Origin of the sequence: Pseudomonas batumici (assembly GCF_036585405.1) — a bacterium.
Lineage (GTDB): Bacteria > Pseudomonadota > Gammaproteobacteria > Pseudomonadales > Pseudomonadaceae > Aquipseudomonas > Aquipseudomonas batumici.
Genome location: NZ_CP144470.1, coordinates 120,661 through 146,257, shown reverse-complemented (window position 1 = coordinate 146,257; position 25,597 = coordinate 120,661). Strand labels below are relative to the sequence as shown.

The 25,597-nt window shown below is 56.9% G+C and carries 26 protein-coding genes; 10 read left to right on the top strand and 16 right to left on the bottom strand.

Annotation, left to right across the window (positions count from 1 at the left end; translation table 11 throughout):
• Window positions 1-326: 326 nt before the first annotated feature.
• The 8 genes from NUH87_RS00665 to NUH87_RS00630 form a co-directional block, all read right to left on the bottom strand.
• A complete protein-coding gene (locus NUH87_RS00665) occupies window positions 327-1,019 on the bottom strand; it encodes a DNA/RNA non-specific endonuclease (RefSeq protein ID WP_338527038.1) in 693 nt (230 codons plus the stop codon).
• Window positions 1,020-1,312: 293 nt separating this feature from the next.
• Window positions 1,313-2,206 (bottom strand): hypothetical protein, encoded by an 894-nt coding sequence (locus tag NUH87_RS00660; protein ID WP_338524244.1) that lies wholly within the window; start codon window positions 2,204-2,206, stop codon window positions 1,313-1,315.
• A gap of 255 nt (window positions 2,207-2,461) precedes the next feature.
• On the bottom strand, window positions 2,462-2,869 hold the full coding sequence (locus NUH87_RS00655) for a single-stranded DNA-binding protein (RefSeq protein ID WP_338524243.1): 408 nt from the start codon (window positions 2,867-2,869) through the stop codon (window positions 2,462-2,464).
• 2 nt (window positions 2,870-2,871) lie between these two features.
• Complete coding sequence (locus NUH87_RS00650; protein WP_338524242.1) at window positions 2,872-3,444, bottom strand: DUF3158 family protein; 573 nt, start codon at window positions 3,442-3,444, stop codon at window positions 2,872-2,874.
• A gap of 4 nt (window positions 3,445-3,448) precedes the next feature.
• Window positions 3,449-4,261 (bottom strand): PFL_4669 family integrating conjugative element protein, encoded by an 813-nt coding sequence (locus tag NUH87_RS00645; protein WP_338524241.1) that lies wholly within the window; start codon window positions 4,259-4,261, stop codon window positions 3,449-3,451.
• Window positions 4,262-4,570: 309 nt separating this feature from the next.
• Window positions 4,571-5,122, bottom strand: coding sequence for a DUF2857 domain-containing protein (locus NUH87_RS00640; protein ID WP_338524240.1), 552 nt, complete (start codon window positions 5,120-5,122; stop codon window positions 4,571-4,573).
• Window positions 5,123-5,147: 25 nt separating this feature from the next.
• A complete protein-coding gene (locus tag NUH87_RS00635; RefSeq protein WP_338524239.1) occupies window positions 5,148-6,845 on the bottom strand; it encodes a ParB family protein in 1,698 nt (565 codons plus the stop codon).
• Window positions 6,826-7,080, bottom strand: coding sequence for a hypothetical protein (locus NUH87_RS00630; protein WP_338524238.1), 255 nt, complete (start codon window positions 7,078-7,080; stop codon window positions 6,826-6,828). Before NUH87_RS00630 ends, NUH87_RS00635 begins: the two co-directional genes overlap by 20 nt.
• Window positions 7,081-7,601: 521 nt before the next feature.
• Here NUH87_RS00630 and NUH87_RS00625 point away from each other — a divergent pair.
• Together NUH87_RS00625 and NUH87_RS00620 are read left to right on the top strand one after the other, a co-directional pair.
• The gene (locus NUH87_RS00625) at window positions 7,602-8,087 is read left to right on the top strand and encodes an adenosine-specific kinase (protein WP_338524237.1); all 486 of its coding nucleotides are present in this window, start codon (window positions 7,602-7,604) and stop codon (window positions 8,085-8,087) included.
• Between the two features lie 37 nt (window positions 8,088-8,124).
• Window positions 8,125-9,156 carry a hypothetical protein gene (locus NUH87_RS00620; protein WP_338524235.1) on the top strand — a complete coding sequence of 344 codons (1,032 nt, stop codon included), beginning with the start codon at window positions 8,125-8,127 and terminating at the stop codon, window positions 9,154-9,156.
• Window positions 9,157-9,211: 55 nt separating this feature from the next.
• Here NUH87_RS00620 and NUH87_RS00615 read toward each other — a convergent pair whose 3' ends face one another.
• The gene (locus NUH87_RS00615) at window positions 9,212-10,396 is read right to left on the bottom strand and encodes a lysozyme inhibitor LprI family protein (RefSeq protein ID WP_338524234.1); all 1,185 of its coding nucleotides are present in this window, start codon (window positions 10,394-10,396) and stop codon (window positions 9,212-9,214) included.
• 109 nt (window positions 10,397-10,505) lie between these two features.
• Entirely contained in the window at window positions 10,506-10,955 is a 450-nt protein-coding gene (locus NUH87_RS00610) for a GFA family protein (RefSeq protein WP_338524233.1), read from the bottom strand.
• 195 nt (window positions 10,956-11,150) lie between these two features.
• On the opposite strand from NUH87_RS00610, the gene NUH87_RS00605 reads away from it, so the two are divergent.
• From NUH87_RS00605 to NUH87_RS00585, 5 genes are all read left to right on the top strand, one after another.
• Window positions 11,151-12,044 (top strand): LysR family transcriptional regulator, encoded by an 894-nt coding sequence (locus NUH87_RS00605; protein WP_338524231.1) that lies wholly within the window; start codon window positions 11,151-11,153, stop codon window positions 12,042-12,044.
• Window positions 12,045-12,118: 74 nt separating this feature from the next.
• Window positions 12,119-12,859, top strand: a complete 741-nt coding sequence (locus NUH87_RS00600; RefSeq protein ID WP_338524229.1) for a Mut7-C RNAse domain-containing protein — start codon at window positions 12,119-12,121, stop codon at window positions 12,857-12,859.
• A 596-nt stretch (window positions 12,860-13,455) separates the two neighbouring features.
• Window positions 13,456-14,442 carry an NAD(P)H-quinone oxidoreductase gene (locus tag NUH87_RS00595; protein ID WP_338527036.1) on the top strand — a complete coding sequence of 329 codons (987 nt, stop codon included), beginning with the start codon at window positions 13,456-13,458 and terminating at the stop codon, window positions 14,440-14,442.
• Between the two features lie 100 nt (window positions 14,443-14,542).
• Window positions 14,543-15,607: a phosphotransferase family protein gene (locus NUH87_RS00590; protein ID WP_338524228.1), complete on the top strand. Its 1,065-nt coding sequence runs from the start codon at window positions 14,543-14,545 to the stop codon at window positions 15,605-15,607.
• A gap of 27 nt (window positions 15,608-15,634) precedes the next feature.
• Window positions 15,635-16,387 (top strand): SDR family oxidoreductase, encoded by a 753-nt coding sequence (locus tag NUH87_RS00585; protein WP_338524227.1) that lies wholly within the window; start codon window positions 15,635-15,637, stop codon window positions 16,385-16,387.
• A gap of 258 nt (window positions 16,388-16,645) precedes the next feature.
• Here the strand turns inward: NUH87_RS00585 and NUH87_RS00580 are convergent, their stop codons facing one another.
• From NUH87_RS00580 to NUH87_RS00570, 3 genes are all read right to left on the bottom strand, one after another.
• Window positions 16,646-18,082: a coniferyl aldehyde dehydrogenase gene (locus NUH87_RS00580; RefSeq protein ID WP_338524226.1), complete on the bottom strand. Its 1,437-nt coding sequence runs from the start codon at window positions 18,080-18,082 to the stop codon at window positions 16,646-16,648.
• Window positions 18,079-19,335 (bottom strand): NADH:flavin oxidoreductase/NADH oxidase family protein, encoded by a 1,257-nt coding sequence (locus NUH87_RS00575; RefSeq protein WP_338524225.1) that lies wholly within the window; start codon window positions 19,333-19,335, stop codon window positions 18,079-18,081. Before NUH87_RS00575 ends, NUH87_RS00580 begins: the two co-directional genes overlap by 4 nt.
• Window positions 19,336-19,408: 73 nt before the next feature.
• Window positions 19,409-20,488, bottom strand: a complete 1,080-nt coding sequence (locus NUH87_RS00570; protein WP_338524223.1) for a saccharopine dehydrogenase family protein — start codon at window positions 20,486-20,488, stop codon at window positions 19,409-19,411.
• A 194-nt stretch (window positions 20,489-20,682) separates the two neighbouring features.
• Here NUH87_RS00570 and NUH87_RS00565 point away from each other — a divergent pair, with 194 nt between their 5' ends.
• The gene (locus NUH87_RS00565) at window positions 20,683-21,486 is read left to right on the top strand and encodes a type 1 glutamine amidotransferase domain-containing protein (protein ID WP_338524222.1); all 804 of its coding nucleotides are present in this window, start codon (window positions 20,683-20,685) and stop codon (window positions 21,484-21,486) included.
• Window positions 21,487-21,601: 115 nt separating this feature from the next.
• Entirely contained in the window at window positions 21,602-22,528 is a 927-nt protein-coding gene (locus NUH87_RS00560) for an acetoacetate decarboxylase (ADC) (RefSeq protein WP_338527033.1), read from the top strand.
• Window positions 22,529-22,543: 15 nt separating this feature from the next.
• Here the strand turns inward: NUH87_RS00560 and NUH87_RS00555 are convergent, their stop codons facing one another.
• Window positions 22,544-23,023, bottom strand: a complete 480-nt coding sequence (locus tag NUH87_RS00555) for a MerR family transcriptional regulator (protein WP_338527031.1) — start codon at window positions 23,021-23,023, stop codon at window positions 22,544-22,546.
• 239 nt (window positions 23,024-23,262) lie between these two features.
• Here NUH87_RS00555 and NUH87_RS00550 point away from each other — a divergent pair, with 239 nt between their 5' ends.
• The gene (locus NUH87_RS00550; protein WP_338524220.1) at window positions 23,263-24,093 is read left to right on the top strand and encodes an alpha/beta hydrolase; all 831 of its coding nucleotides are present in this window, start codon (window positions 23,263-23,265) and stop codon (window positions 24,091-24,093) included.
• A 170-nt stretch (window positions 24,094-24,263) separates the two neighbouring features.
• On the opposite strand, the gene NUH87_RS00545 is transcribed toward NUH87_RS00550, so the two are convergent.
• Window positions 24,264-25,013, bottom strand: coding sequence for a substrate-binding periplasmic protein (locus tag NUH87_RS00545; RefSeq protein WP_338524218.1), 750 nt, complete (start codon window positions 25,011-25,013; stop codon window positions 24,264-24,266).
• 72 nt (window positions 25,014-25,085) lie between these two features.
• On the bottom strand, window positions 25,086-25,376 hold the full coding sequence (locus tag NUH87_RS00540; protein WP_040068806.1) for a hypothetical protein: 291 nt from the start codon (window positions 25,374-25,376) through the stop codon (window positions 25,086-25,088).
• Window positions 25,377-25,597 lie beyond the last annotated feature (221 nt).

Sequence of the window (25,597 nt, the reverse complement as noted above, 5' to 3'; positions counted from 1 at the left end):
CGGGACCATTGCCCGACTTCTACAGCATCGCCGAGCATCTCTGGGGAACAGGCTGCAATATTGACTCTGATGGTGATTGCACTGCTCCAGATGACCGCCAGTGGACAGAACTGACTTTGTCGCTTCGCAGTGCACCAGAAGAACGCCTCGACATTGATCCTCTCTCGATTATGCCCCTTGAGTTGGTAATCCGTTCATCACGAGCGACCCTCTGTCAAAGAGCGGCCGACTTCATCGTATCTGTTTCCGGAGGATCCATCGGCTCGACTGTCAATGTCGAGACCACATGAGTGCGGACACCAGGCTTGTAAACCTGTGCATTGAACCTAGCTGAGGTCACACCCACTCGGCTTCGGCCAAGTGGCCGCCGGCTTTTGCGCCTTCACACTGGCCGACACCGGGATGTTCACGTTCTCAGCCCCGACCTCGGCTTCGAGCTCATTGATGCTTCGAATGTAGGTGTCCAGATTGCCCAGGTTGGCCTGATTAGGAATGTACCAACTGATGGCCTGGGTCTCCCCGGCCGCGTTCGTGGTGATGACGGTTTTCCAGAAATAGTCAGGCGTACGAATGCCATGGGAGGCCACGAAGTAATCGTTCGACGGATCGTTGTACACCACACCACCGTAGACGTGAACCGTCGCCAGATCCCGATAGCACTCGGCAACCTCCTCCGCCTGCTTCCAGATACCGCGGTTGAAGGTGCCCACCTGCGGCACGATGTTGGTCATGTAGTTGGCGCGACGAATGTAGGTCTCGTCGTAATCCATGTGGTTGGAGGTCACGAGGTGGCCCCGGTCCCAACCGCTGACACTGGAGTAAGTCGCCGCACTGGACTGCTGACCACAGCCACTGGGCAGATCCGGGTCCAGGCGAAACGACGAAGGACGCGGCACCGAACCGGTATCGGCGGTCAGCGCATACTGATAGCGCAACGCTGTGTGGTTCGTGCAGTCGTACGTCAGCACAAAGCCACCCTTGTCGAGCGTGACGATGTTCGACACAGCAGCAGCCCGCATGGGGACTGGTGACCTAAGCGTTTCCTGTGTGGGGCTCTGACAGCCCGAGATGACCAGAAAGGTGAAACACAGCGTGCCCAGGAGTTGATTCGTTCGCATGACATGTCCCTATGACTGAACTGAGGATGGCGCGCTGATTGTAAGCCACGACGAGCTCAAGCCTCTTCCCGTGTCTATTGCGTACTGTTTCAGTGCCCCGGCTTGCTCGGCGGCCACCTTGGCAAGGACAGTCTCTCCCACCATGATGCTCCGACACACGCCAGCAAACCTTTAAAGCGAATCCACCAAGACATTCAATCCGGTGCAACATACTCGACAAGCTTCGAGTTATCCTTATACGTATAAACATTATTACCATATTGAGCGCTGTTATTTCTATTGAGTGCATGTGCGTAAGCCTGAGTATCCAACGCCCTGGGATCCTCTTCATAATACTCCCCCTTACCCAACCTCCCTTCCAATGTCCTATCAAATCTCAGGCGACACGATTTCGCGGACTCCTCAAATTTATGCCGCGCAGATGCTATCAACCTAACAGCATACTCTGTACTAAGCGGATCAGTAGCAACATCTCGACTCGCTTTCCCTGGCTTACAATAGATAACCGCACCACCAAAATTTTGCGCTTTGTGGTGACTGTGCTGCCACAAAATAGCCTGAGCTTTTGTATACCAAGGATCAACGACGATTATTTTATTAGAGGCATTCCTCACATCGAAATCGCCAATCGCACAATAAAAATGAACAATGCTTTTAGAGTATATGTAGCTCACCTTCTCAGAGGCGGGGAGATACTCTCGCAGCAATGCATAGGCCAACGATGCATAGTCTTGGCAAACACCTCGCTCCTCTTCGTGTAAAGAAGCCACTACCACCTTTGGCCTATGATTGACTATTTTGTTGGAATACCCACCCCGAATATAGTTATTATCAAATCGAGCCTTATGTTTCTCTTGCAACTCCTGACTGAGCTGCCTTTTCTTATCACCAATCTCGAGAAAGTACTGTTTTGCGATCCCGATTCTCGTATAGGAGTTCAAATCCCCCAACACATCCACATCTAATCTTTCAATCTCCTTGCGCTGATTCAACGGCGTATTGCCCAACACTGCCTTAACCACAGCTATCACAGCGTCTGCAAGTTTGATTTTCTGCAACAACTCCGCATCATCAAGAGTAATTTTCACACCTAACCGCCTGCACAGTTAATGGGAAAAGAAAATATAGACAGCCCCCCAAGAAAATCCAGAGCACATCCTTACGGCCCTGCCCGTGGACGGGGCTACCGCGATTGGATCGATGGGGATGAGTACATTGATGAAGTGCCTGCAGTCCGCCTACCCGGTTGACGTGTCAGTGCACTGATAAGCGATATGGAGTAACTCAAGAGTGACAGCAGTCCCTCCCAGGAACCGCTGCCCTCCAACTCAACGCCCTCCCCTTCATTCCGGCTCATCAGCCTCAGGGACCGGCACAGAGCGCTCCTGTGCCGCCATGACAACGATCTCGACACGATGCGGCAATATCCCCACGCGACTGGCCTGAACCTTCATCGCACGGCATTGGACGCCTTTATCATCCTCCCACTTGTCCATGAGCATTCGCCCTATGACCAGCACCCGCATCCCCTTGCGATAGAGTTCTGAGTATCGCTCAGCGTCCTTGTGCCACACCTCAACACCGGCCCAGTAACCACCTCGATCCTCGTACTCGCCATCGCTTTTCGGAATCGGATTGTCGAAGTACACGTTCAGCCGAAGCAGCCGGTAAGGCTCGTTGTTGCCGTTGGGGATCTCCTTGAACTCAGGCTTCGTACCGATGTTGCCCTCACCCCAAAAATTGCTGGACATGGTCAGTTCTCCTCCGTGTCAGGGCTGATGTGTTGATCCATTCGCTGACGGTAAACCTGGTCGGCCACCTCCACCTTGCAAGCGCACAGGAACGCCTGGCGACTGATGCTGTGGGTCAGGCTGATCTGCATGTTGATCACGATCCGCTGAAGCTCCAGCGCATAGAGATCGGGCACCAGGCTGATGGAGGTACGCTCATCACGAATCAACTCCGCCCACAGATCCACACCCATCTTGCTGCGATCCACCCGGCTCCAACGCAGGAACACCGTGCCCGCTCCAGTGGACTGTCTCGTCAGTCGGATGGGCAACAACGTGAACGGGTAACGCTCCGCCTGGGTCAGTACGCCCTGAATGGCCAACTCGATCAGGCTGCCCGTCAGTTGACTGCACGCATCCCCGAATTCGGCCAGTTCCCCCTTACCCTTAAAAGGCTTTAAAAGCCCTTTAAGGAAGGCTGTGTGTTCCAATGCCTGGAAGGCAGTGTGTTGCAGTGGCTGGAAGGCAGTGTGTTTTTCCCCTGCCCCCGGCTCCATTGGGTGGGGGCCATCCAAAGTGTCTTCTGAAACAGACATGGCATTACCCTCCCAAGCGCTCAGAGTCCATCACTTCGTCTGCCGAACCTACGCTCGAATTCGCCCGACTCTCGCCCGCTGCACCCTCAACCTCGGCCCCGTCCTCAGTCTCTGCTTCAACTACCTCCGGCCGCCCCACATCATTCACACGACGCCGAATGATCGCAGGCGCGAACTCACAACGCCGAGTGCCCTCCAGCACATCCGTCGGCAACTCCCCAAACCGCTCCCGGGCTTCACGCGCCGCGGCATTGTTGGCGATGAAATCCTCACGAGTCGTTCCGGAGAGCCTGGACTGTTGAGCCAAACCGAACAGGCTACGCAACACATTCCTGCCCGCATTGATCCAGACGTCCATATCCCGGCGCCCCATCAGCGCCGTGTGGTGAGCCAACCGCAACCGGCGAACGATATTGTCGTAGTCGATCAGCAGATATACCGCCAAAAAGCCCAACTGGGTGTTGATGTGCAGCGGCAACGTGACAGGGTGAACATTGAAATTTTCACCCACACGGATCGCAGTGGGCAGACACCCCATCCGCTCATCCAGCCGATCTCGAATCAGCGTCAACGCATCTTTCGAATGCTCAAGCTTCTCGTGGATACGGATCATCCAGAGATCGGCGTAAGGGTCATCCTGCTCGGCCCCACGCACGATCTTGTTCACCAAGTTGACGAATCCGTTAAGGCTGATGATGCCGCTCTTCCCTTCGCCAGCGGGTCTGCCTAGCCAGATGAGGGCTGCGTGGTGAGTGTGAAGCGTCAGCTCCATGGAACTGCGCAACGGACCGAAAGTGAGTGGAAATGGATTTGACATGAAAAGCTCCTGATAGATTGAGGTCGAGACATCAGTGTCATCAGGAACAGGCGAGGCGTCAGTCAACAAACAGGTTTGCGCATGATCCGTTTTAGCGGGTGAAAACCGAGAAAAACGCTGACGAAAACAGAAATGGCACAAGCGAGCCACCTACTGAACCGACTGAAAATGCAGTAGCGTCCTGCCAGTATGATTCCAGTGGAATCACCTGGAGAACTCCCCTCACAGTTGCTCAGAGCCCTACTTACCTGTGTGAACGGGGACCTACAGCGGTCCCCGAAGTAAAGCCATAGAGAGATCCGCCGGCGATCACACCAGATCTTGTGCGATCCAATCCTGGATAATGCTCCAGACCATTGCCAGGTTCTGCGTTGGCTCACGCTCTGCCATCAGCATGGCCACCTCCAGAACGGAGCGCATGTCCCGTAGATTAGTGTCCTGCTCCTTCGTGAGCTGGACCCAGTGCCCCCAGAGAATGGCTTCCTGCTCAGGGCCGATTTTCGGCGGGCGCCCCTTACGACTGGGAATCCCCAGAATGTCACGCCGAACAGCGATCTCCTTAGGTGGCAAACCAAAGAGCTCAGTGATCATGATCCCGCTCGCGCCCAAGCTGATTGCGCGCCGGATCAGGTCCTCCTCATTCATATTTCTGGCATGGGCCAACAACCGGTGGACCATGGTGCCATCCACGACAACCTTAAACCAGGGGACCGGTGCGTTCACCAAGGCCCCTATGGTGCGAGGATCAATCAGGGTTTGTAGGTCCTTCTCTTCAAACCCCATGGCCAGACAGCTACGCAGTTGGCCATTTTTGATGTTGTCCAACACTTGAAAGGCGACTGCTAGATTCAAAGGGAGCACATTTACCTCCACCATTCCATGGTTATCAAATGACCTGATTCACAGGTCGATCTTCCTGTCGTTCAATAAGACGCCGAGCCAAACGTATGACCCTGAACAGCTTGATCAGGGCGACATCGCTGAGACGCTCCAGTCTCGATGCTGGCTGATCGTCGAACGGCGAACCGCCCAGTAGTAATTGCCCGAGCTTGACCGCGAATCGGTCGCTGGGCATTTCAAAGGGCAACGCCAGGTTAGCGTTGCCCCTGAGTGGTGCTGGCCCTGAGGCCAGTCCACAACCGTCGCTCAATCCCTCCAAGAGAATGAGGAGAATGTGCGCCTGAGGCGTGAGTCCCTCAGGTGTGACAGTGAGCGAATCAGTGCCCCAGCCCACCTGACGGACACACCGAAAACCGATGCCCTGGTCGCTCGCGCAGAAAAACTCAGGCGTCAGCGCCACCTCATCGGCAATGTCCCGCACCAAACCAAAAATCACTTGGCGCAAACCCTCAGGATCATCGGCAGCACCTTCGAACTCGCCAAGATCCTCCACCCGATTCGGCTCATCCGCTGGCATGGCTACGAATGATTGGGGCATCGACTCGACACCGGGTACCGCATCAACATCATCACTGGCCTGCAGTGGCCCAATCACTTCAGCGAAGGGCATACGTTGCGGTATGGTCGAGCCCATATGGCCCTGGAGGTCTGTTGGCGGCTCATCTGCCGTGAGCGTGAACGGCAGGCCATCAGAGCGCTCCGGCTCGCCCAAACGCACAGGCGGAACCGCCTCGCCATCCAGTACTGGGTTACTCGACGCCGGCACCTCTGACGGCCTGGACGCTTGGTCAGTGGCCGGCCCTATCTGCCCGGCCATCAACGGCAGCGGTAACGATGGAGACCTCAGGGAGAGCCCCAGTGCGCGCTGTTGCGGTACCTGACGTTCGGGTTCGAGGAGGTCCAGTTTCAGGTCGCTGTAATCCTGCCCCAGCCGTTGGCCCATCTTGTACACCAGCTCATCCTGAAAACGCTCGTAACTGAAGCCCCCTTGGTCGAACAGGGCCAGGGTTTCCTGGAACAGGGACACATGACCCATCGCGTCCGCCCTTGCCCCCAAATGCTTGAACCAAACCCTCTCACTCGAACGAAGCAGCGCTATCAGCTTTTCGATCTGTGGCTTACCCAAACCTGCGTACAACGTCTTGGGAATGGCCGGTAGCAAATAGCGCACCGTGTCCTGCATCTTGCTGATGTGGGACTGCGAAACCGGGTAACCATCGGACATGAGGTGCCTTGCCAACTCGCGCTGGGAGAGCTGCGCCTCCAGCTCCTGTTCATAGAGCGCCTTAAGACGCTCCACACCCAACGCTCGCTCGATAAAGGTCAGCCCACCGCGCAGATCGTTCTCCTTCAGGTGCCCTGCCAGCGCAACGACTTCCCCACGGGCCGGCCACGGGCGAAACAAGCACTGAAGACGAAAGAACTGCTCGTCTTGGGTTTCCCGCCAGAGGTCTTTGAGAATCGCCAGTCGCGTATTACCGCCGTTGCGGATGATGAAGTGTGCCTCTCCCGGCCGACGGGTTATGGGCGGTGGCGCGTCCAAACCACTACGGAGGATGGAGGCCCGCATCTTGTCATACCGTGGGTTGCGGTTCACCCGGGGGTCGTATTCATAGGCTCGCAGTTCGTCCAACGTCACAATCATCGGGGTGTCGACAACGGGATCAGGTAATCGCGCCGTCATCGCCCTCTCCTTGCCGCCCCTCCAAGACCAAGAGAGCCTCCACCAAGTCCTCACGGTCGGGTTGAGACTCATAGCAATAGTCCTGGAGCTGAACACGCAGTACCTCAACCCCTGCCCACCCTTCCATGCGGCAAGCCAGCTCGTACAGAAAACCACGGCTGTCCAACACCTCTCTGCTGAGCTTGAACAGCACCGTGCAGGTGTCATCAATCATGTCATCAGGGCTCAAATCCATTTGTGCATTCTCCATGTTGTAGCAATCGCCCCCAGAGCAGGCCGCCAGGTCTACTTCGTCTTGCTGTCGGGCTAACTCGGCAGCCTCACCGAACTTTCCTCCTGCAAGATCTGAATCCGCACACGCAGCCTATCAGCGCACTCCCGCGCCACATCGGATCTATTCCGTGGTGGCGCTTTAAATTTGTAGTTTTTTTCTCTGGGACTTTCTGTCAGGCAAAGCGCTTCCTCAAAGAGAAAAAACAGACGCAAGCCGTGAGACATTCAGTTTGGGTTCCAGGGCAAGGCATTCCTCAAACAGCTGCTGGTCATCGCCTTGCAGCGCCTGCATTGACGCCATTTCAGCTGGAGCGTTTCCGGCAAGCTGGAGGGGTTTGACAACTGGCTGAAGGAACATGCCGACGAATGATGGATGACAGCCTGGGCCAAAGCCGGTCAGTGGCCGGATCAATTGCAAATGAGTAGCTATGCTTGATCTGTTGCCCGTCTCTGGTAGCAACACCGTGAAAGGAGGCGTTTGAGATGCAACTCATCACGTTGAAAATCGATAAGCCGGATGTGACGAACTTCATCTTGGGTCAGACGCACTTCATCAAGTCCGTCGAGGATATCCATGAAGCGCTGGTCAATGCCGTGCCGGGCATCCCGTTTGGCGTGGCCTTTTGTGAAGCCTCCGGCAAATGCCTGGTGCGATGGTCTGGCACCGATACCTCAATGATCGAACTTGCACAGAAGAATGCGAAAGCCATCGGCGCAGGCCATAGCTTCATCATTTTCCTGGGCGAGGGTTTCTATCCGCTGAACGTGTTGAACACCCTCAAAATGGTTCCAGAGGTGTGCCGTATTTTTTGTGCAACAGCCAATCCAACTGAAGTGATTCTCGCCGAGACGGAACAAGGGCGAGCGATCCTGGGCGTAGTGGATGGCTTCTGTGCCCATGACGTTGAAGACGACGCAGACATCCTGTGGCGCAAGAACCTGTTGCGGCAGATCGGTTATAAGCTGTGATAAACCCATTCATCGGACAACCGGACGTCTGATACTTATGCAAAAAACCTTAGTGTTCTGCCTCGCAGCCCTCTCCCCCCTGGCCCACGCCGACTTGGCCGGCGTCTGGAAAGGCACGCTGGGCAAAAGCCCCATCACTGTCTGTTTCAACGCACCGCCTAACCAGGGCGCCAGTTACTACTACCAGCGCTTCCTGACGCCTATTCAACTGACCCAGGACAAGGCTGATGAGCCATGGGTCGAAGAAGGCAAAACCGGTATCTGGCGGTTGGAAGCGCCACAGGGTGATGCGTTGACCGGGGCGTGGAGCAAGAACCAGGACAGCCAGCCAGTCCCCTTGCACCTTGAGCGCATCGGCACCCCATCGAACACCGACGGCTGTGCCAGCGAGACCTATAACGCCCCCATCGAAGCCATACCGCCGGCAGCCAAGATCGAGAAAAAAAGCTTCCAGGACCACCCCTATCAGGTGAAGACCCAAGGTGCGCAAGTCACCTTGAAGCTCGAAGGGGATGGACCGGCAATGGCCAAGGTCAATAAAGACTTGGCGCGCCTGGCGATCAGCCCTGAAGGCCAAAAGGATTTTTACCAGGAGCGGCGCAACGCCCTGGGTAATAACGGCGGGACCTCCACCAGTGAAATCCTTGTCGAGCCCTTGTACTGGTCGTCGCAATGGATCACCGTCAGGTTCTACCGCTGGGCCGCCGGTTACGGCCGTAACGGTATCAGCTGGGGCCTGCACACCTGGAACCTGCAAACCGGTGAAAGCGTTGATCCGTGGTCCTGGCTGGGCGGACGCTACGAGTGGGACAGTCCCTACTCCGGCTCTATCCAATTGCCCGCCAAGTTCAACGCCTGGCTGGCCAAGCAAACTACCGTGGACGAGGGCTGCCCGGCCGTGACCAGCTACACGGAGTTCGACCTGGCCTTCGATACCCAAGGCATGAAACTCTCCACACCCGCCACGGGTGATGGTTGCGACAATGAACTGAGCTTTACCTGGGACCAGTTGCAGCCGGTCCTGACCGCCAAAGGCGAGGCGGCACTCCCCAGTTTGAAAATGCCCTGAATGTCCCCCCACCCGGGAGGCGTCACCCAGTACGGAGGCAGGGGAACAGCGGGGCTTACTCGCCGATGAAATCCAGGCGCTGGCTCATCCATTGCCGAACGATCTCCCGCGCAGCCTGTTGCGCCTCGCCCGCCGATAAACCGCGCTCGTGCTGCAACCAGGTGCTGGTCACCTGTCGGGCGGGCTCGACCGCAGCCAGGGCCTGCTGACGCTGCTTTTTCGGCCAGGACTTGTCGTTGGGCCAATCACGCACGATCTGTTCGGGATCATCCGCCTGTGCGGCCGGCGCCTTGAGAAAGTTTCGGGGAGACGTCGTAGCTCGCAGCGCCATCAAGTGCCAGTCGGCATAGCTGGCAAAGCGGATGGTGCCGGCATTCTCGCTCGCCGCAGACACCACCTCGTCAAAGCTGCTGCTCAGTTGCTTCCAGGGACGTTGTTCAAACAGGTTGCCCTGGGGGCCACAGATTGGCGCAAAGGTGTCACGGGTAGAACCGTAGAGCGAGCCAAAGGCTTCGTAGGCGGCCTCGCCCTGGCGCGAGAAAATAAAGCAGTGGACATAGGCGCGCTGGTCAGCGAATAACGCGTACTCTGCCCGCTCGATCATCATGCGCAGCAACGTCAGTTCAACTCGGTCGCGACTCACCGACTGATCATTCTCCAGGTCGCTGAACACCGAACGCGGAAAGTCGTCGTCAGCCAATACCTTGAGTACCTGTTGACGGTTCTTTTCGGCCTCCTCTTTCGTCACCCCGCTGGCCGGCTCAAAACGGTGCAGATAAACCAGCCAGGCCGCGGCTAACTCACTGCTCGGATAATGCCTCAGCCCTTGTGCCGCCTCGGCCGGGTGGTAGGGAATGCTGGCGATAATCGCGTCCAGGGCCGCCGTGTCCGGCTGGGTCAGCTTGCCCACCGCCACTACCCGCTGGCTCAGCAGCGGCTGCAGGCAAGCCGTCAGTTTGTCCGGCTCAGCGGCGCAGGCGTTGCGAGTTTGCAACCAGGCACGTTGGCCACTGCGCAAGGCATCGCGCTGATCGGGTGCCAGCTTCGCTATTGCCCTGCTGTAGTGTGCACCGAGAGTGCTGTCCAGCTCGCTCAATTCGGGACTGGCACAGATGGCCCGCTCCACTGTTGTCGACGCTTTCTGACAATCGAAGGATGCCGCCAACGCAGGTGTGCCCACGCTCAACAGCAATCCAGCAAGCAACAATAATGAACGCAGGGGCTGTACGGGGCGGGCCATGGGGTTCCTTGGGTGAGTTCCTTTCCAGGTGCGCATTGTGCCAAGACCGCTGATTCCAAGTCTATCGGCCGTTCAGCTCGCTGAAACTCAGCACACCTCTGCGCAACCATCAGCGTTGCGAAAACTGAGCCATTAGCGCGGGATAATCTTGCGGCTCAGGAAAAGCCTCGTAACTGACGAGTGCCCCCGTATTAGCCCACGATAATTTTTCACGGGTCCAGGTTTCCATGAATGGGGCGTAATGCTCCGGGTTGTCCAGCAGGCTGCTGCGCACACCAATGTACGCCTCGTTTCCGGCAGGGCGAGTGAACAGCCAGGTCAGGCAATATGGGCAGAAGAAATGCCGGGTCGTGCCATGCAGGCCGCCGATGACCGGGATGCCCTGTGTGATCACGAAGCCTTCGGCCGGGAAAAGCGCGGTCAGGGAGAATGCGCTCGAGGACATTTTCTGGCAGCCCACGCAGTGGCATGCGCTGGTGATAACAGGTCCGCAATGGGTTTCAAAGGTCATTTGTCCGCAACGGCAGGTACCGGTGACATGGGGTGTCTGGTTGTTCATGGAGACCTCGTTTCAGTGTCGGTCATCGAGCGATAAGATACGGCGCCACAGCGGCATCCACCGGCAAGGCTCATGAGTCAAGTCTCTTGTTGGCGCGACAGGGCACTTGATGGGGGTGTTGATTTCGGTAAAGCATGCGCGAGTGTCGACCTGATTAAAACTGATCAAACCTGCTTATCTGCTCATAGGAAATGTATGAACGCCCCACAGCTCCAATGGGAAACCCAGCGGGTTTTCCTGGCTGTCCTTCGAACCGGTAGTCTTTCTGCTGCCGCGCGCGCGTTGGGCATCGCGCAAGCCACCGCAAGGCGCCGTATAGATGCGCTTGAGCACAGCGTCGGGATGAGCCTGTTTGTCCGCTCCCCGTCGGGATTGATGCCCACCGATACGGCTAGAGAGCTGATCGGCCACGTTGAATCCATGGCCTTGGCCGCCGAGGCGTTCACCCGTGCCGCGTCTGCCGAAGCGAGCGTGCCTGGAGGGACGGTGCGCGTCACCAGCAGCCAGTTGCTTGGCGTTGAGGTGCTTCCTTCGATGTTGCGCGAGATTCGCACGGCCCAGCCACAATTGACCCTTGAGCTCAGCGTCTCGAACCGCCTGGAGGCCCTGGCGTTGCAGGAGTCCGATGTGGCGGTGCGTATTCGTCGTCCTACCGAGGCGGCCGTGGTCACACGCCATGTGGGGGATTTGCACGTAGGCCTGTATGCGACTGCGGAACTGCTTGCGCAGAGCGGCGTACCCCACCGCACAAGCGAATTGAACCACTATCCGCTGATCGGCCCTGATCGCAACCTGGCGGAAGTGGCGTTTCTGGGGCAACAGGGTTTCCTCTGCACGTCGGAACACGCAGTCATTCGCACTGATGACCATCTGGCCCAGTTTGCGGCGCTCAGGGCCGGGTTGGGAATCGGCGTGTGTTCGAGCCAGTTGGCGCGCCGCCATGGGCTGGTGCGGGTGCTGCCGGAACAGGTCGATTTCCGTGTAGATGTCTGGATCGCCATGCACCACGACCTGCGGCGAGTACGACGTATCGCGCTGGTGTTCGATGCGTTGGCGCAATCACTGTCGCGTTTTCTGGCGGATCGCTGATAAAGGTTACTGTTGAGCGGCGACTTTCGGCCGACTAGCCTCGCTCATACTGCAGCCCTGCCATACTGTTCAGCATGACCAGTGCAACCTTCCGCTTCTACGAGGAGCTTAACGATTTCCTGCCGGCCGAACGGCGGCGGCAGCCCTTCACTTGCGAGTGCGCGCGAGGGGCGACGGTCAAGCACATGATCGAAGCCCTCGGGATACCGCACACCGAGGTCGAGTTGGTGCTGCTCAACGGCGAGTCGGTGGGCTTCGAGCGGGTGATCTTCGACAATGACCGGCTGGCGGTGTATCCCAAGTTCGAAGCGCTGGACATCAGCCCACTGCTCAAGGTTCGTGCGCAACCTTTACGGGTGCTGCGCTTCGTCGCTGATGCGCACCTTGGCGGGCTGGCCAGCCTGCTGCGCATGAGCGGCTTCGACACCCTCTACGACAATGGCTTCGAGGATGGCCAGATCGCCGAGATCGCTTCGCAGCAAGGACGCATCGTGCTAACCCGCGACCGCGAACTGCTCAAGCGCAAGATCATCAGCCACGGCTGTTACGTGCATGCCCTGAAACCGTCGCTGCAGCTGCGCGAATTGTACGAGCGCCTCGACCTGGCACGTAGCGCGCAGCCCTTCAGCCTGTGCCTTCATTGCAACCTGCCGCTGCACGAGATCAGCCCGGAACTGGCCCGGCCGCTGGTGCCGCCGCGCGTTAGCGCCCTCTATTCGCACTTCCTGCGCTGCGACACCTGCCAACGGGTTTACTGGGAGGGTTCGCACTGGCGCGGCATGTGTGCACTGCTGGCACCTCTGCTGGACCGATAGCCGAGCGTATCGGGCCGGCTGCGTTGCCAAGGAAAACTGGTTTTTGTATCAGGTCGATAACGGCAAAAAGCGGACGCTTTGGCTCCTGCCTTCTGCTTGAGTCGAAGCTTTCAAGCTCATCCAACCCAGGTGGTAGCCCCTTATCGAGGCAAGCCAAAACGAAACTTTCGGCTCTCACCGGTGCTTGAGAGCGCTAAAAGGTTAAGAGCCCCCCCAACGGTAGAATTTATCATTGACATTAAAGCTAGCTTTAATCTTAGAGTTTGAATCAACGGTCAAGCGACTAAACGGCTCAAGTATGCCGAGCCGCCTCGCAAAAGCCGTCATGGAAGAGCATATGGGGAACTGCCCCCTTGGCTCTTGCCTTCTACGCTCACCAGCGCCACCAGGAGAGATAGTTTCAAGCTGCGCCTGGCCCGCCTTCTATTCTTATGGAAGGTATCGCCCTACATCGCAGCTGCACACAATATCTCGACTCGGCCATGCATTCACTGTCACTAGCTCTTCGGCATTCCTAGGTGCCCCATCAGCTAATTTCCGGTGGTAGCTCCTTCATCGAGGCTCAATACATGAATCTAATCAGCATTCCGCCGCATATGACCGCAATCGAAATCCAGCAACCCGGCGGTCCGGAAGTCCTAGTGCCAACCAAACGATCAACTCCTCAGCCAAACGAACGGGAGGTACTGATCCAGATTCACGCCGCCGGTGTGAACGGCCCAGATGTGCTCCAACGAAAAGGCTTGTATGCCCCACCCCCTGGAGCCTCGGACATTCCAGGTCTTGAAATAGCCGGGGAAGTCGTTGCCACAGGCTCCAATGTGAGTAGCTTTACGATTGGGGACCAAGTAATGGCTCTTGTTCCGGGTGGTGGCTATGCCGAATACGCTGTAGCGGATGAGCGCACTACCCTGCATTTGCCTCAAGGATTGAGCATGGTTGAAGCCGCAGCGTTGCCTGAAACCTTCATGACCGTATGGGCCAACATGTTCCAGCGGGGGCAGTTCAAAGCTGGCGATTCAATACTGATTCATGGAGGCGCATCGGGGATTGGCACCACAGCTACCATGCTCGCCAAAGTCTTCGGGGCTTCAAGGATCTTCACAACGGTGAAGAACCAGGAACAGCAATCCGCCAGTCGATCACTGGGGGCGGACATCGCCATCAACTACACCGAGCAGGACTTCGTAAAAGAAGTAATGCGAGAGACCAACGGGAGTGGTGTCGACGTTGTGGTCGACATCATTGGTGGTGATTATGTGAGTCGCAACTTCCAGGTCGCGGCCATGAACGGTCGCATCGTGCAGATCGGTGTCGTCAAGGGCCCCGCCACCAACGTTGATCTCTTTCCCATGCTGGTCAAGCGGCTGACTCATATTGGCTCAACGCTGCGTTCCCGAACTCACGACGAGAAAAGATCGATTATCACTGAGCTTGAGTCCCAAGTATGGCCGCATCTCCACAAAGGGGAAATCAAACCGCTGATTTTCAAGACCTTCCGCTTGAGAGACGCCCATGCGGCGCATGAGTTAATGGACTCGGGCCGACATATCGGCAAGATCGTGCTCTTAACGCAACCGTGATAACAAGGGGCCGGTCCGCTGCTTGATAGCGCGCATCCGGCCCCTTGTTAATGCGTGACTGGATAGTGCGTGACTGCCTTGCTGCTTCGGGAGAAAGCGAATGAGCGTGATCGATAAAGGCGGCGCCGTTCGGCGTGGCGAAGAATTAGACATTGGCACCGTCGATCGGTGGTTGAAAGGAATGGTGCCGGATCTGAAAGGCACTGCAGAAGTAACCCAGTATTCTGGAGGTGCCTCTAACTGGACTTATCGGCTCTTGTACTCGAACAGCGACTTTATTTTGCGACGTCCGCCCGCCGGCACCAAGGCGGCATCTGCACATGACATGATGCGCGAATACAACATCCAACGACTGCTGAAAGAGGCCTTCCCGGTTGTGCCAACCATGGTTGCCGTCTGTCAGGACTCGTCCGTGCTTGGCTGTGACTTCTACGTAATGGAGCGTCTTGAAGGCATCATTCCGCGGGCCAACCTACCCCGCGAACTCAATCTGGACGCACCGCATGTCCGCAAGCTTTGCCTGAACATGCTCGACACGCTGGTCGCCCTCCATAAGGTTGACTACCAAACAGCGGGGTTGGCGGGTATCGGTAAGGGGGCTGGCTATTGCGTGCGCCAGGTAGAGGGCTGGGATGATCGTTATGAGAAGGCACGTACTTGGAATGTGCCGAGCTATCGAAAAGTACGCCGTTGGCTCAAAGCCAATACTCCGTCCGATAGTCGGACCTGCGTCATCCACAATGACTGGCGGTTTGACAACCTTGTTCTCGCACCGCAAGAGCCATCCCACATCATCGGCGTGTTGGACTGGGAGTTAGCCACGCTGGGTGACCCTCTAATGGATTTGGGTTGCATGCTTGCCTACTGGGTACAAGCGGACGACAACGCACTAATGCGGGCCTCGCGTCGGCAACCCACTCACCTACCTGGCATGCTGACGCGCCGAGAGGTTGTGGACTACTACCTGAAAAGTTCGGGGCTTTCTTGTGAAAACTGGGCCTTCTACGAAGTCTTTGGGCTCTTCCGCCTGGCCTGCATTGCACAGCAGATCTACTACCGCTATCACCATGGACAGACCCGAAACCCCAATTTCAAGAACTACTGGGTACTGGTCAATTATTTTGACTGGCGTTGCCGCAGCATCATTCGCCATGCAGGCTTTTGAGCCTCCACTTTCCAAGAGGTAATGACAATGAATGCCAACGCCAAAAACGTCGTTATAACTGGCGCCAGCTCTGGTCTTGGAGCGGGCATGGCCAGGGGATTTGCCGAGCTCGGGTATAATCTTGCACTGTGTGCGAGACGAAGCGATCGGCTCGAAGCCCTCAAACAGGAGTTGACCTCCCGCTACGGCATCAGGGTCGAGTTACTGTGCTTGGACGTAAATAACCACGCAGAAGTGTTTTGTGTCTTTCGAGAGTTTCAGCGACTCTTTGGTCGAATTGATCGCATCGTTGTGAATGCCGGTGTCGGCGAAGGTCGCCGCATTGGCTCTGGGCATTTCGACATTAATCGTTGTACGGCCGAGACCAACTTCATCGCGGCGCTCGCCCAATGTGAGGCGGCCGTCGAAATTTTTCGAGAACAGAATTCCGGCCACCTGGTCACCATTTCCTCCATGAGTGCGGTTAGAGGCCTCCCCAAGCATCTGACCGCCTATGCCGCCAGTAAGGCTGCTCTTGCTCATCTAACCGAAGGTATTCGTGCGGAGCTGCTTTCAACACCTATTCGAGTCAGCACGATTTTCCCAGGTTATATCCGCACAGAACTCAATGCTGGTGCCAAGAAACTCCCCTTCGAAGTCAGTGAAGAAACTGGATGCCGAGCTTTGGTAGCGGCTATTGAGCGAAAGCCAACGACGGCTTATGTCCCGGCATGGCCTTGGAGGTTCTTTGCGTTTTGTATGCGGGTCTTGCCACTGCGCTGGATCGTGAAGTTCAACTGATGTGTAGCAACCCTCAGTCGGCGACGTCTGCGAAGCCCCATCACGTCCCCTCTTCGCGCGCGGTATAAAAAACTGCATTAGTTGGGACCAAATGCACCGCGTGCACTTGGTCTACCACCTACCCTGACCACGTCACATACATCTCAAGCGTTGCCTTGGCGAGTAGCGAATCGCACCTGAGTATTACGTCGTTCACGCTTACCTTAGCTTTACTGTCGAGGGTGAAGACTAGGGTTTCCTCAGCCACTCGACATGGCGTTATGGCCGCCCCCGAAGCGTGATTGCGATGGCGAATTCAGCCAGCTTGCCGAAAGGTGCTCTGAGCAGGCTAGGTAGGCTCCAGCGACCCTGGACGAATATTCCCTTGGCATGGCTCATGGAGCGAAAACCCTCGATGCCGTGGTAGGCCCCCATACCGCTCAGCCCTACGCCGCCGAATGGTAGATCATCCACGGCAACGTGCAGCAGAGTGTTGTTGATACCGACATTTCCGGATGTGGTGCGCTTGAGCACAGCCTCGCTGTCGGCATCCATATTGCCGAAATAGTAAAGCGCGAGTGGGCGCGGCCTGGCGTTGATGTAGTCGATTACTTCGTCGAGAGAGCGGTAGGTACGAACCGGTAGCAGTGGGCCAAAGATTTCTTCCTGCATGACCAATGCATCGTCTTCGGCTCCCACGATCAACACCGGAGCCAACGTCCGCGGTCGCTCTGCCGCACGCTCTGGGGTCACTCCTACCTCGATCACGTCTGCTCCCTTGGCGCGTGCGTCTTTGATGAGCGTATGCAACCGCGTGTAATGCCTGTCGCTGACAATCGAGGTGTAATCGGGACTGGTTGGGCCTTGCGGATAAGAACGGGTAACAGCGTCGCGGTACTGGGTGATGAACTCGCCCAGGTCGTCTTCATGAACCAGGGCATAATCCGGTGCAACGCAGGTCTGGCCAGCATTGGATAATTTGCCGAAGACGATGCTTTCCAATGCGCTACGCCCTGCATGGCCTGGCGCCACAATCACGGGGCTCTTGCCGCCCAGTTCAAGGGTCAGCGGTACCAGATTGTCACTGGCAGCGCGCATTACCATTCGGCCTACCTGAGTGCTGCCGGTGAACAGCAGGTGATCGAACGGAAGGCTGCTGAAATAAGCACCTGTCTCAGGGCCGCCGAGTACCACTGCGACCTCATCGGCAGAAAAACAGCTCGCCAGCATGCGCTGGATCAGTTCGCTGGTGCGTGGCGTAAGCTCGGAGGGTTTGATCATCACCCGGTTGCCAGCCGCGAGCGCAGTCGCCAATGGGATGAAGGTTAGGGAGAACGGGTAGTTCCAAGGCGCCATGACTCCAATCACGCCCTTGGGCTGATACTCCACATAGGCGCGGCCGGCGCGATGGAACGCCGCGACGTGACGACGTTCGGGTTTCATGAAACGGCGCAGATGTCGCAACAGGTAGTCAATGGACTGCACCACGCCAAGCAGTTCCATGATGTCGGTCTCATGTCTGGAGCGATTGCCGAAATCAGTACTGATCGCATCCTCCACTTCACGCCTGTGAGCGAGAACCACCGCGCGCAATTTGACCAGATTGGCCCTACGCCGCTTGAGGCTGGGTGGCCCGTCGTTGAGAAATGCCCTTCTTTGTTGGTCGAGCGTGTTTGCGGTGTCGATAACTGGGGAGTGCTCTACAGCGATGGTCATCTTGCACCTCTCAGGCCATTGTAATGCGAAGATTTTTCTATCCACCTCCGATATTGACGGGTGCGAAATGCCATGGAGAGCTGTTGCAGGATCAGCGCACGCAACGGTGAAACGCTCGGATCGGGCTTTTTAGCCCGACTGAGTTTGCGCAATTGAAACTTCACTACTGCCATGTTCGCCAACGCCGCGATGGCTTTGTTTTTCCAGGAGATCGGCGGCAATTGCGGGGCATTGTCTTTGCCCAGCAGCCAGTCACGAGGCAAGTGCGGATCGATGGCTAACGCCGTTCCGATGCCCACCATGTCCACACCACTCTGCACTACGCTTTCAGCAACCGGGCGGCGACGTATACCGCCGGTGACCATCACCGGCATTTTGGCGACAGTTTGGATGTCACGGGCGAATTCGACGAAATAGGCTTCGCGAGCCAGGGTGCGGCCATCGCGCGCCTCACCCTGCATGGCGGGTACTTCGTAACTGCCGCCGGATAATTCCACCAGATCCACACCGAGGTCGTTGAGCAGCTCAACCACCTTTTTCGCGTCATCGGCAGTGAACCCTCCGCGCTGAAAATCGGCGGAATTGAGTTTGACCGCTACTGCAAATTCAGCCGAAACCACAGCCCTGACCGCCTTGACGATTTCAAGCAACAGGCGCGCCCGGTTTTCCAGAGAGCCGCCCCACTCGTCCGTTCTTTGATTGGTCAGCGGCGAAAGGAACTGACTTAACAAATAGCCATGTGCGGCGTGGATTTCCACGCCGGTGAATCCGGCTTGTTCGCCCAGGCGTGCGGTGTTCGCAAAGCGCTGAATGACCTCTTCAATCACGTTAGGGGTCATCGCGTGAGGTGTGGCGAAACGCTTGGACATTTTGCCCAGCTCCAGCGCCACGGCTGACGGTGCCCAGGTTTTTTGCCCAAGGTTGGACTGCATCTGCCGACCTGGGTGATTGATCTGCAACCAGAACTGCGCACCGCCGGATCGACCAATACGCGCCCAGCGCTTGAACTTGTTCAGTTGCTGATCGTCCTGCAACACCACGCCACCCGGTCCGGTCATGGCGCGGCCGTCGACCATCACGTTGCCGGTGATGATCAGGCCGGCACCACCGTCGGCCCACGCTTGATAGAGACGCATGAGTTCTTCGGAGGGAGCTTGGTGGGCATCCGCCATGTTCTCTTCCATGGCGGCTTTGGCGATTCGGTTCTTGATGGTCGAACCGTTGGGAAGCATCAGGGTGTTGAACACATTCATGGAGCAGTCCTCAACTGGATATGAGGCCACCTTAAGATTGAAGTAAACTTTAAGGTCAACACCTTTTTCTAGGTCAGTCGATGTTCATCGCGCCAGACCCTGGCAAGTGCGTCACCAGATCGGCGCCCAATAGCTGGGCGGGTGTGTAAGCTCCGCCAGTCGGGCGCATCTGTAGTAGGGAGTCGACCACGGCCAACGCAGCATCGATCGTCAGGCTGTAAACGTTCGCTGTGTGCACGCGTGCGACTTTGCAGTCACCGCGAGCGTTACGGGCCTCACCCCACACATAGGTGCCTTGATCGGCACGCTTTTCCTGATCCGGGCCGACTACTGTCTTGCCGATGCGCGCCTTGAGCAGGCTCTGCACGAAGGACAAACCCAACAGCGGACGAATGAAATTGGCGAATCTGGCGCCGCGAATCATCCCCGCGGAGCCTGGTATAAACACTTCGATATTGGCAATACCGGTGGTATGCCAAGCCGTGGAAACGTCGCCCCAAGGAATGGTCATGGCCAATTTCTCTCCGGCGCCGAAGTCGATACGACGTACCCGATACGCCAGCGGCACCGAGACGATTTTGCCGTCACGACGAACCTTGCCGCCCTGCGCCATGCCTTCAATCGAAGTCTTGGCAGTACCGGGCGAAAAACTCGAGCGTGAATCAAACCCCAGTGCCAGATGCGTGGCATCCGGCAGCGCGTTTTTCAGTGCAGCGGCGACACAGTCAGTCGGAACCACATCGAAACCGACGCCGGGGCAAATGACCACGCCTGCCGCACGCGCACGTTCACTCAAGGACTGGGCGTGTTCGAATACGGCAATTTCGCCGGTGATGTCCAGGTAGTGCGCATTGGCGCGCAAGCAGGCTTCCATCATCGGTGCGGCGGTCGCTGAGAACGGCCCTGCGCAATGCAGAACCAAGCCATGACCTTTGATCTGAGCAAGCAACCGCACTTCATCCTCCAGTCCGAACACTCGGGTTTCAAGGCCCAGTTCCCGGCCCAGGGCTTCGACCTTGTCGCGGTTGCGTCCCGCTAGCACAGGTTTAAGTCCACGCTTTACAGCATCACGAGCGATCAACTCGCCGGTGTAGCCATTGGCGCCATAGATCATCCATTTCAACTGCGTATCCAGGTTGTCTTGCTGACTCATGCATTGCTCCTGACGGTATTGATGACGTGCGTTACTGCCTTGCCCAATCAGTGCCAGACGCTAGCGTTAAAGTCAGGTTGAGGGTCAAGCGGAAGTGAGCAACTACCGGCGGATATTATTTGCTGCAGTGGGGTTGACCTTAAAGTTAAGTTTAAGGTGAGCATGCACTGAACTGCATGATTGATGGAGCCCGGATGATGCTAAAGACCCTTTTTTCTTATGCGTTGGTATTGATAGGTAGTGCTTTCATGACTTTTGCAAATGCTGACACGGCCCCTTCCACGACTGTTGCCAAGGATCGCCAGATACTGGTGATCCTGACCAATCACGCCAGCTATCCCTCACGAACCGATACCACGGGGTTGTGGCTGACCGAGCTGACGCATTTCACCGATGTGGTGGAAGCGGCCGGCTACACGACAGTTTTTGCCAGCCCCAAAGGTGGCGCGGTGCCTCTGGATGAGCGCAGTCTCGGCTGGCTGTATATGGACAAGTCGGCCCGTGAGCATTTGCAGTCCCCTGCCTTTCGCGCTCGCCTGCAAAACACCCTGCCGATCACCGATGTCGATCCGTCCCGGTTCAGCGTCATCTATTTCACCGGGGGCCACGGCGTCATGTGGGACTTCCCCAATAATCCCGACCTACGGCGTGTCGCCGAAACCATCTACAACCAGGGCGGCATCGTTTCAGCCGTCTGCCATGGCGTAGCGGGCCTGCTGGATCTGAAGGATGAACAAGGCCAGTTGATCATCAGGGGCAAGAACATCACCGGATTCTCTGATCGCGAAGAGCTGTTCTCGGGCATGAAAAGCCAGGTGCCCTTCTTCCTTGAGGACAAGCTGGTGAGCCAGGGTGCGCGTTATCGCAAAGGCTGGCTGCCGTTCACTTCATTTGCCATCACCGACGGAAGGCTGGTGACCGGTCAAAACCCTCAATCGCCCAAGGCTGTGGCTGAAGCCGTGATGGCCGTGCTCTCCGCCGGCAACGTAGCTCACTGAACCCTCAAGTAGATCTCACCACCTGGAGAAAGACCGATTGAAACTCGCAAGCGCCGCTTTAACAGGATTGTTGTTCAGCTCTATTGCCAACCATGCGTTGGCGGGGACACCTGAAATGCCCAGCCCGACTGATACAACCACAATCGATATCGCAGAGCACCAAGTGCCCGTCGTCAAGGGCGGCCTGTACGACCGTTTTCGCTCAAACCCTCCCTTGTCGGTGATTGCAGCAGAACTGCCGGGTGCTGATTTGAGCTGGTTCAAGGGATTGGCAAAGCACAAGGTCGACATTGGCTTCGAGTCGTACTCCCCAAACTTTTACTACCAGAACAGTCGTGTAACGGCTGTCTATACGGCCGACCTGGACGCACTCCGGGCACTGATGCCGCCCGAAGTATTGGCAGCCGTGCAGCCCCTGCAAGTCTGGCCAGGCCGCGGCTTGATCGCGTTTACCGCGTACACCTATGAACATTGCGATAACGACGCCTATAACGAAGTTGCCGTATCGATCATCACCAACAAGCCAGGCAAAGCCAATCTGGGGCCCTTCACACTGATTGGTCAGTCGATTTCTGGTGACTTCTGGGGCTATGTGCTTAAGCTGCCGGTCAATACAGAGCTTGCACGGGTACGCGGTGTCGTCGGTTACAACCTGCCGAAATGGCTGACCGGAATTGACCGCAAAGAGGATGCGCAATCGGTGGTCTATGACATCACCGACAGCCAGACTGGAAAGGTCGACGTGTCCTTCAAAGCCAAGAAGCTTAACGACCTCTCTCGCGATGTCGATATCGTCACCAGCAGCTTCACCAACCTCGATCACCAGGGCCAACTGGCCTATGGGTATGCTGTTTCCCGCCAGCTCAGTCACGGCTCCAGCCGGGACGCGGATTCGGCCACCCTCACGCTGGGCGACGGCAGCCTGTCGAACTACCTCCGCGCCCTGAAGCTCGGGAAAATGATGAAGTACGAATACGTGCCTGAATTCCAGAGCGCACTCTATGCGCCCAAACCACTCGCCAGCCTGGTTGGCGAGCGCTGAAACCTTTTACGCCTGTCAGGCCCCGGAAGCCTGGCGGGCGTTTTTTCTCGTGGAAGATGTTGCCGCACGCTTGCCTGAAGCTTGGCCAACCCCATCTTCACGCAGACGATTTATCAGCATTTGCGCATTGTCCGCACACGCCATGCCCTCAGGCTTACCCTCGATGCCCTTGATGACTAGCAGAAGTTGCGCTTTGTTCTGGGCCAGCCGTTGCTGCAGAACTCCAATTTCCTCAACCTTTTGCTTGAGTCCACTGAGCAACTCATCGTGCTGCCAGCCGCTGGCATTCATCGGCATCAATTGCCGGATTTCTTCCAATGAAAAACCCGCCGCCTGCGCTCCGGTGATGAGCTCCAGAACCCACTCGGTATCAGGCGCGTAGTCCCTGTAGCCATTGGCCTTGCGCTCGACGGATTTGATCAGGCCGCTTGCCTCGTAGAACCGGATGCGTGACGGCGCCAATCCGCTGATTTTCGCCAGTTCGCCTATTCTCATAACCCACCCTGAAAAACCTATTGACCTTAAAGTTGACTTTAAACCTAAAGTCATAGGGCGGCCAAGCACCTCAGATGCAACGTGTTGCTCAGCCGTCATGGAACTCATGGGGTAAACGGAAACTAATCCAGCATCACGCCCCCTGAACCGCCCATCGGATGGTCTGCACTTTGTTCATTCAAGGCCATGATCGGAACACGATTCGGTGAAGGCCTTCACTTCATTCAGGAGATACGAACATGGGGTATGTCACTACGCGGGATGGTGTTGAAATCTTTTACAAAGACTGGGGGCCACGCGATGCCCAGGTAATCTTTTTCCACCACGGATGGCCACTTAGCGCGGACGATTGGGACGCGCAAATGCTTTTTTTCCTGGCCAACGGTTTCCGAGTCGTAGCACACGACCGACGTGGTCACGGGCGATCCAGTCAAGTCTGGGATGGACACGACATGGATCACTACGCCGACGACGTCGCGGCCGTGGTTGATCACCTAGGCGTGCAAGGCGCAGTCCATGTCGGGCACTCCACCGGCGGTGGAGAAGTCGTTCATTATATCGCTCGTCATGGCGAAGACCGAGTGTCAAAGGCAGCCATCATCAGCGCCGTGCCACCGCTAATGGTCCAGACCCCGAGCAATCCTGGTGGCCTGCCAAAGTCAGTTTTCGACGACTTGCAAGCACAACTGAAGGCCAACCGCGCTCAGTTCTACTACGACGTTCCAGCAGGACCTTTTTACGGCTATAACCGCCCGGGTTCAAAACCGTCCGAGGGCATCATCTGGAACTGGTGGCGACAAGGCATGATGGGCTGTGCAAAGGCACACTATGACGGGATCGTGGCGTTTTCTCAGACCGACTTCACCGAAGATTTGAAGAGCATCAAGATCCCCGTCCTCGTGATGCATGGTGATGATGACCAGATCGTCCCTTATGAGAATGCCGGGGTTCTGTCAGCCAAACTTCTGCAAAACAGTACGCTGAAAATCTACCCGGGCTTCCCGCACGGAATGCCTACAACCAACGCCGATACGATTAACGCTGATCTGCTAGCGTTCGTACGGAGCTAAAAAATTGGGGCGGGTAAAAATCCCGCCCTTTCCCTTCAAGACAACTAGATCGGAGTTCGGATTCAGCAAAGTGGACTCGAAACTGCGCTAACTGATTGTCTGCTTTTGGTTGTGGATTCAACCGATTGCAGCCCTTGGGAAGTACGGGCGCCGGACAAGCATACGGGTATTCATTGCCCGATGCGTTGACTGTACCGACCCTGGATGCGCGCCAGTTCGCCCGACTGGCGCAGTTGCTCCAGGGCGCCGGCCCAGGCGGCGACCAGTTTGTCGTCACAGTCGCGACTGAAGGCGATGTACAGCGATGAGCGATAGATCTCGACGGGAATCTGCCGCAGCGTGCCGGGGGCGATGTTCAACTGTCGACTGTAGTAGGCCACCCCCGCCGCGGTGTCGCCGATGATGATGTCGGTGCGCCCGGCCAGCAGCAGGCGATAGAGCTGCCGGCTCTCGGTTGCAATTCTTTGGAGGTTGTTGAAGCCCCGCGCCTTCAGAATGTCGGGGATCAGGCCGGCCTGTCTCGTCGTGATCTGTGGGGCGTGCAGTAGCTGCTCCAGGGAATTCACCGGCGGCTGCGCATTGGCTAACTGATAGGGGTAAATGGACTCTTCCACGATCGGCCCGACCCACTTGTATAACGGTTCGCGCTCCGCCGTGCGAAATAGGGAATAAATGATGGTCTTGGGCCGGGTCTTCGATTCGCGGATGCCTCGCATACTGGGCAGCAGCACCACCTCGAAGTTATCCCCGGTCAGCGCCATGATGCCCCGAACGATCTCCGTGGACATGCCGGTGAGCTGATTGCTCTCCAGGTAGTTGTACGGTGCCCATTCTTCAGTAACGACCCGATACTGCTCGGCCCTGACGGGAGAGCCGAGCAATAGACAGAGCAGCGCTACAGTAAGTGTCGAATGCTTCACGTGTCCTGCCTGGTGGGCTGTGGTGATCAAGGGTGGATCTGATTGTGTCGTGAAATCAATCAGAACGGCACGCTATTTGATCTGCACAATGACCGGACCTTCCGTTACGATCGGCGGGTTCGCGCGGATATGCGAGGCATTCTTCTGAATCCAGTCGCGCGCGACTTTCAAGCTCGCATCGCTGCCGGTCTTGTCCGTGCAAACCGTCACCGACGTGCCGCCATCACCCGTATTGAGCAGTGTGTAGCTGACGAGGCCAGGCACTGTCCGCAGGGTCGCTTCGATGTCGGCATTGCGTTCTTCCAAAAACTCGAAAAGCTGCCGTGCTCCAACACCCAGGTAGGTTCTTATCACCGCATACATGGTCGTCTCCTTCGGGAGTACCGTCTTGATGCCAATCCAGATCCTCTGATGGCCGCTATCACTCTGGTTTCACTTCCCCCCGATCTATTGAGCTTAGCCAAACGCCGGCGACAAGCGAAATGCGACGACCACCGGCCACTTTTGGCCGTTTGTTGTCCCCAGGCTATCGGCAAACGATACGCTACACTCCCTTGGCTGCGCCGCGGCACCTGAGGTGCCAG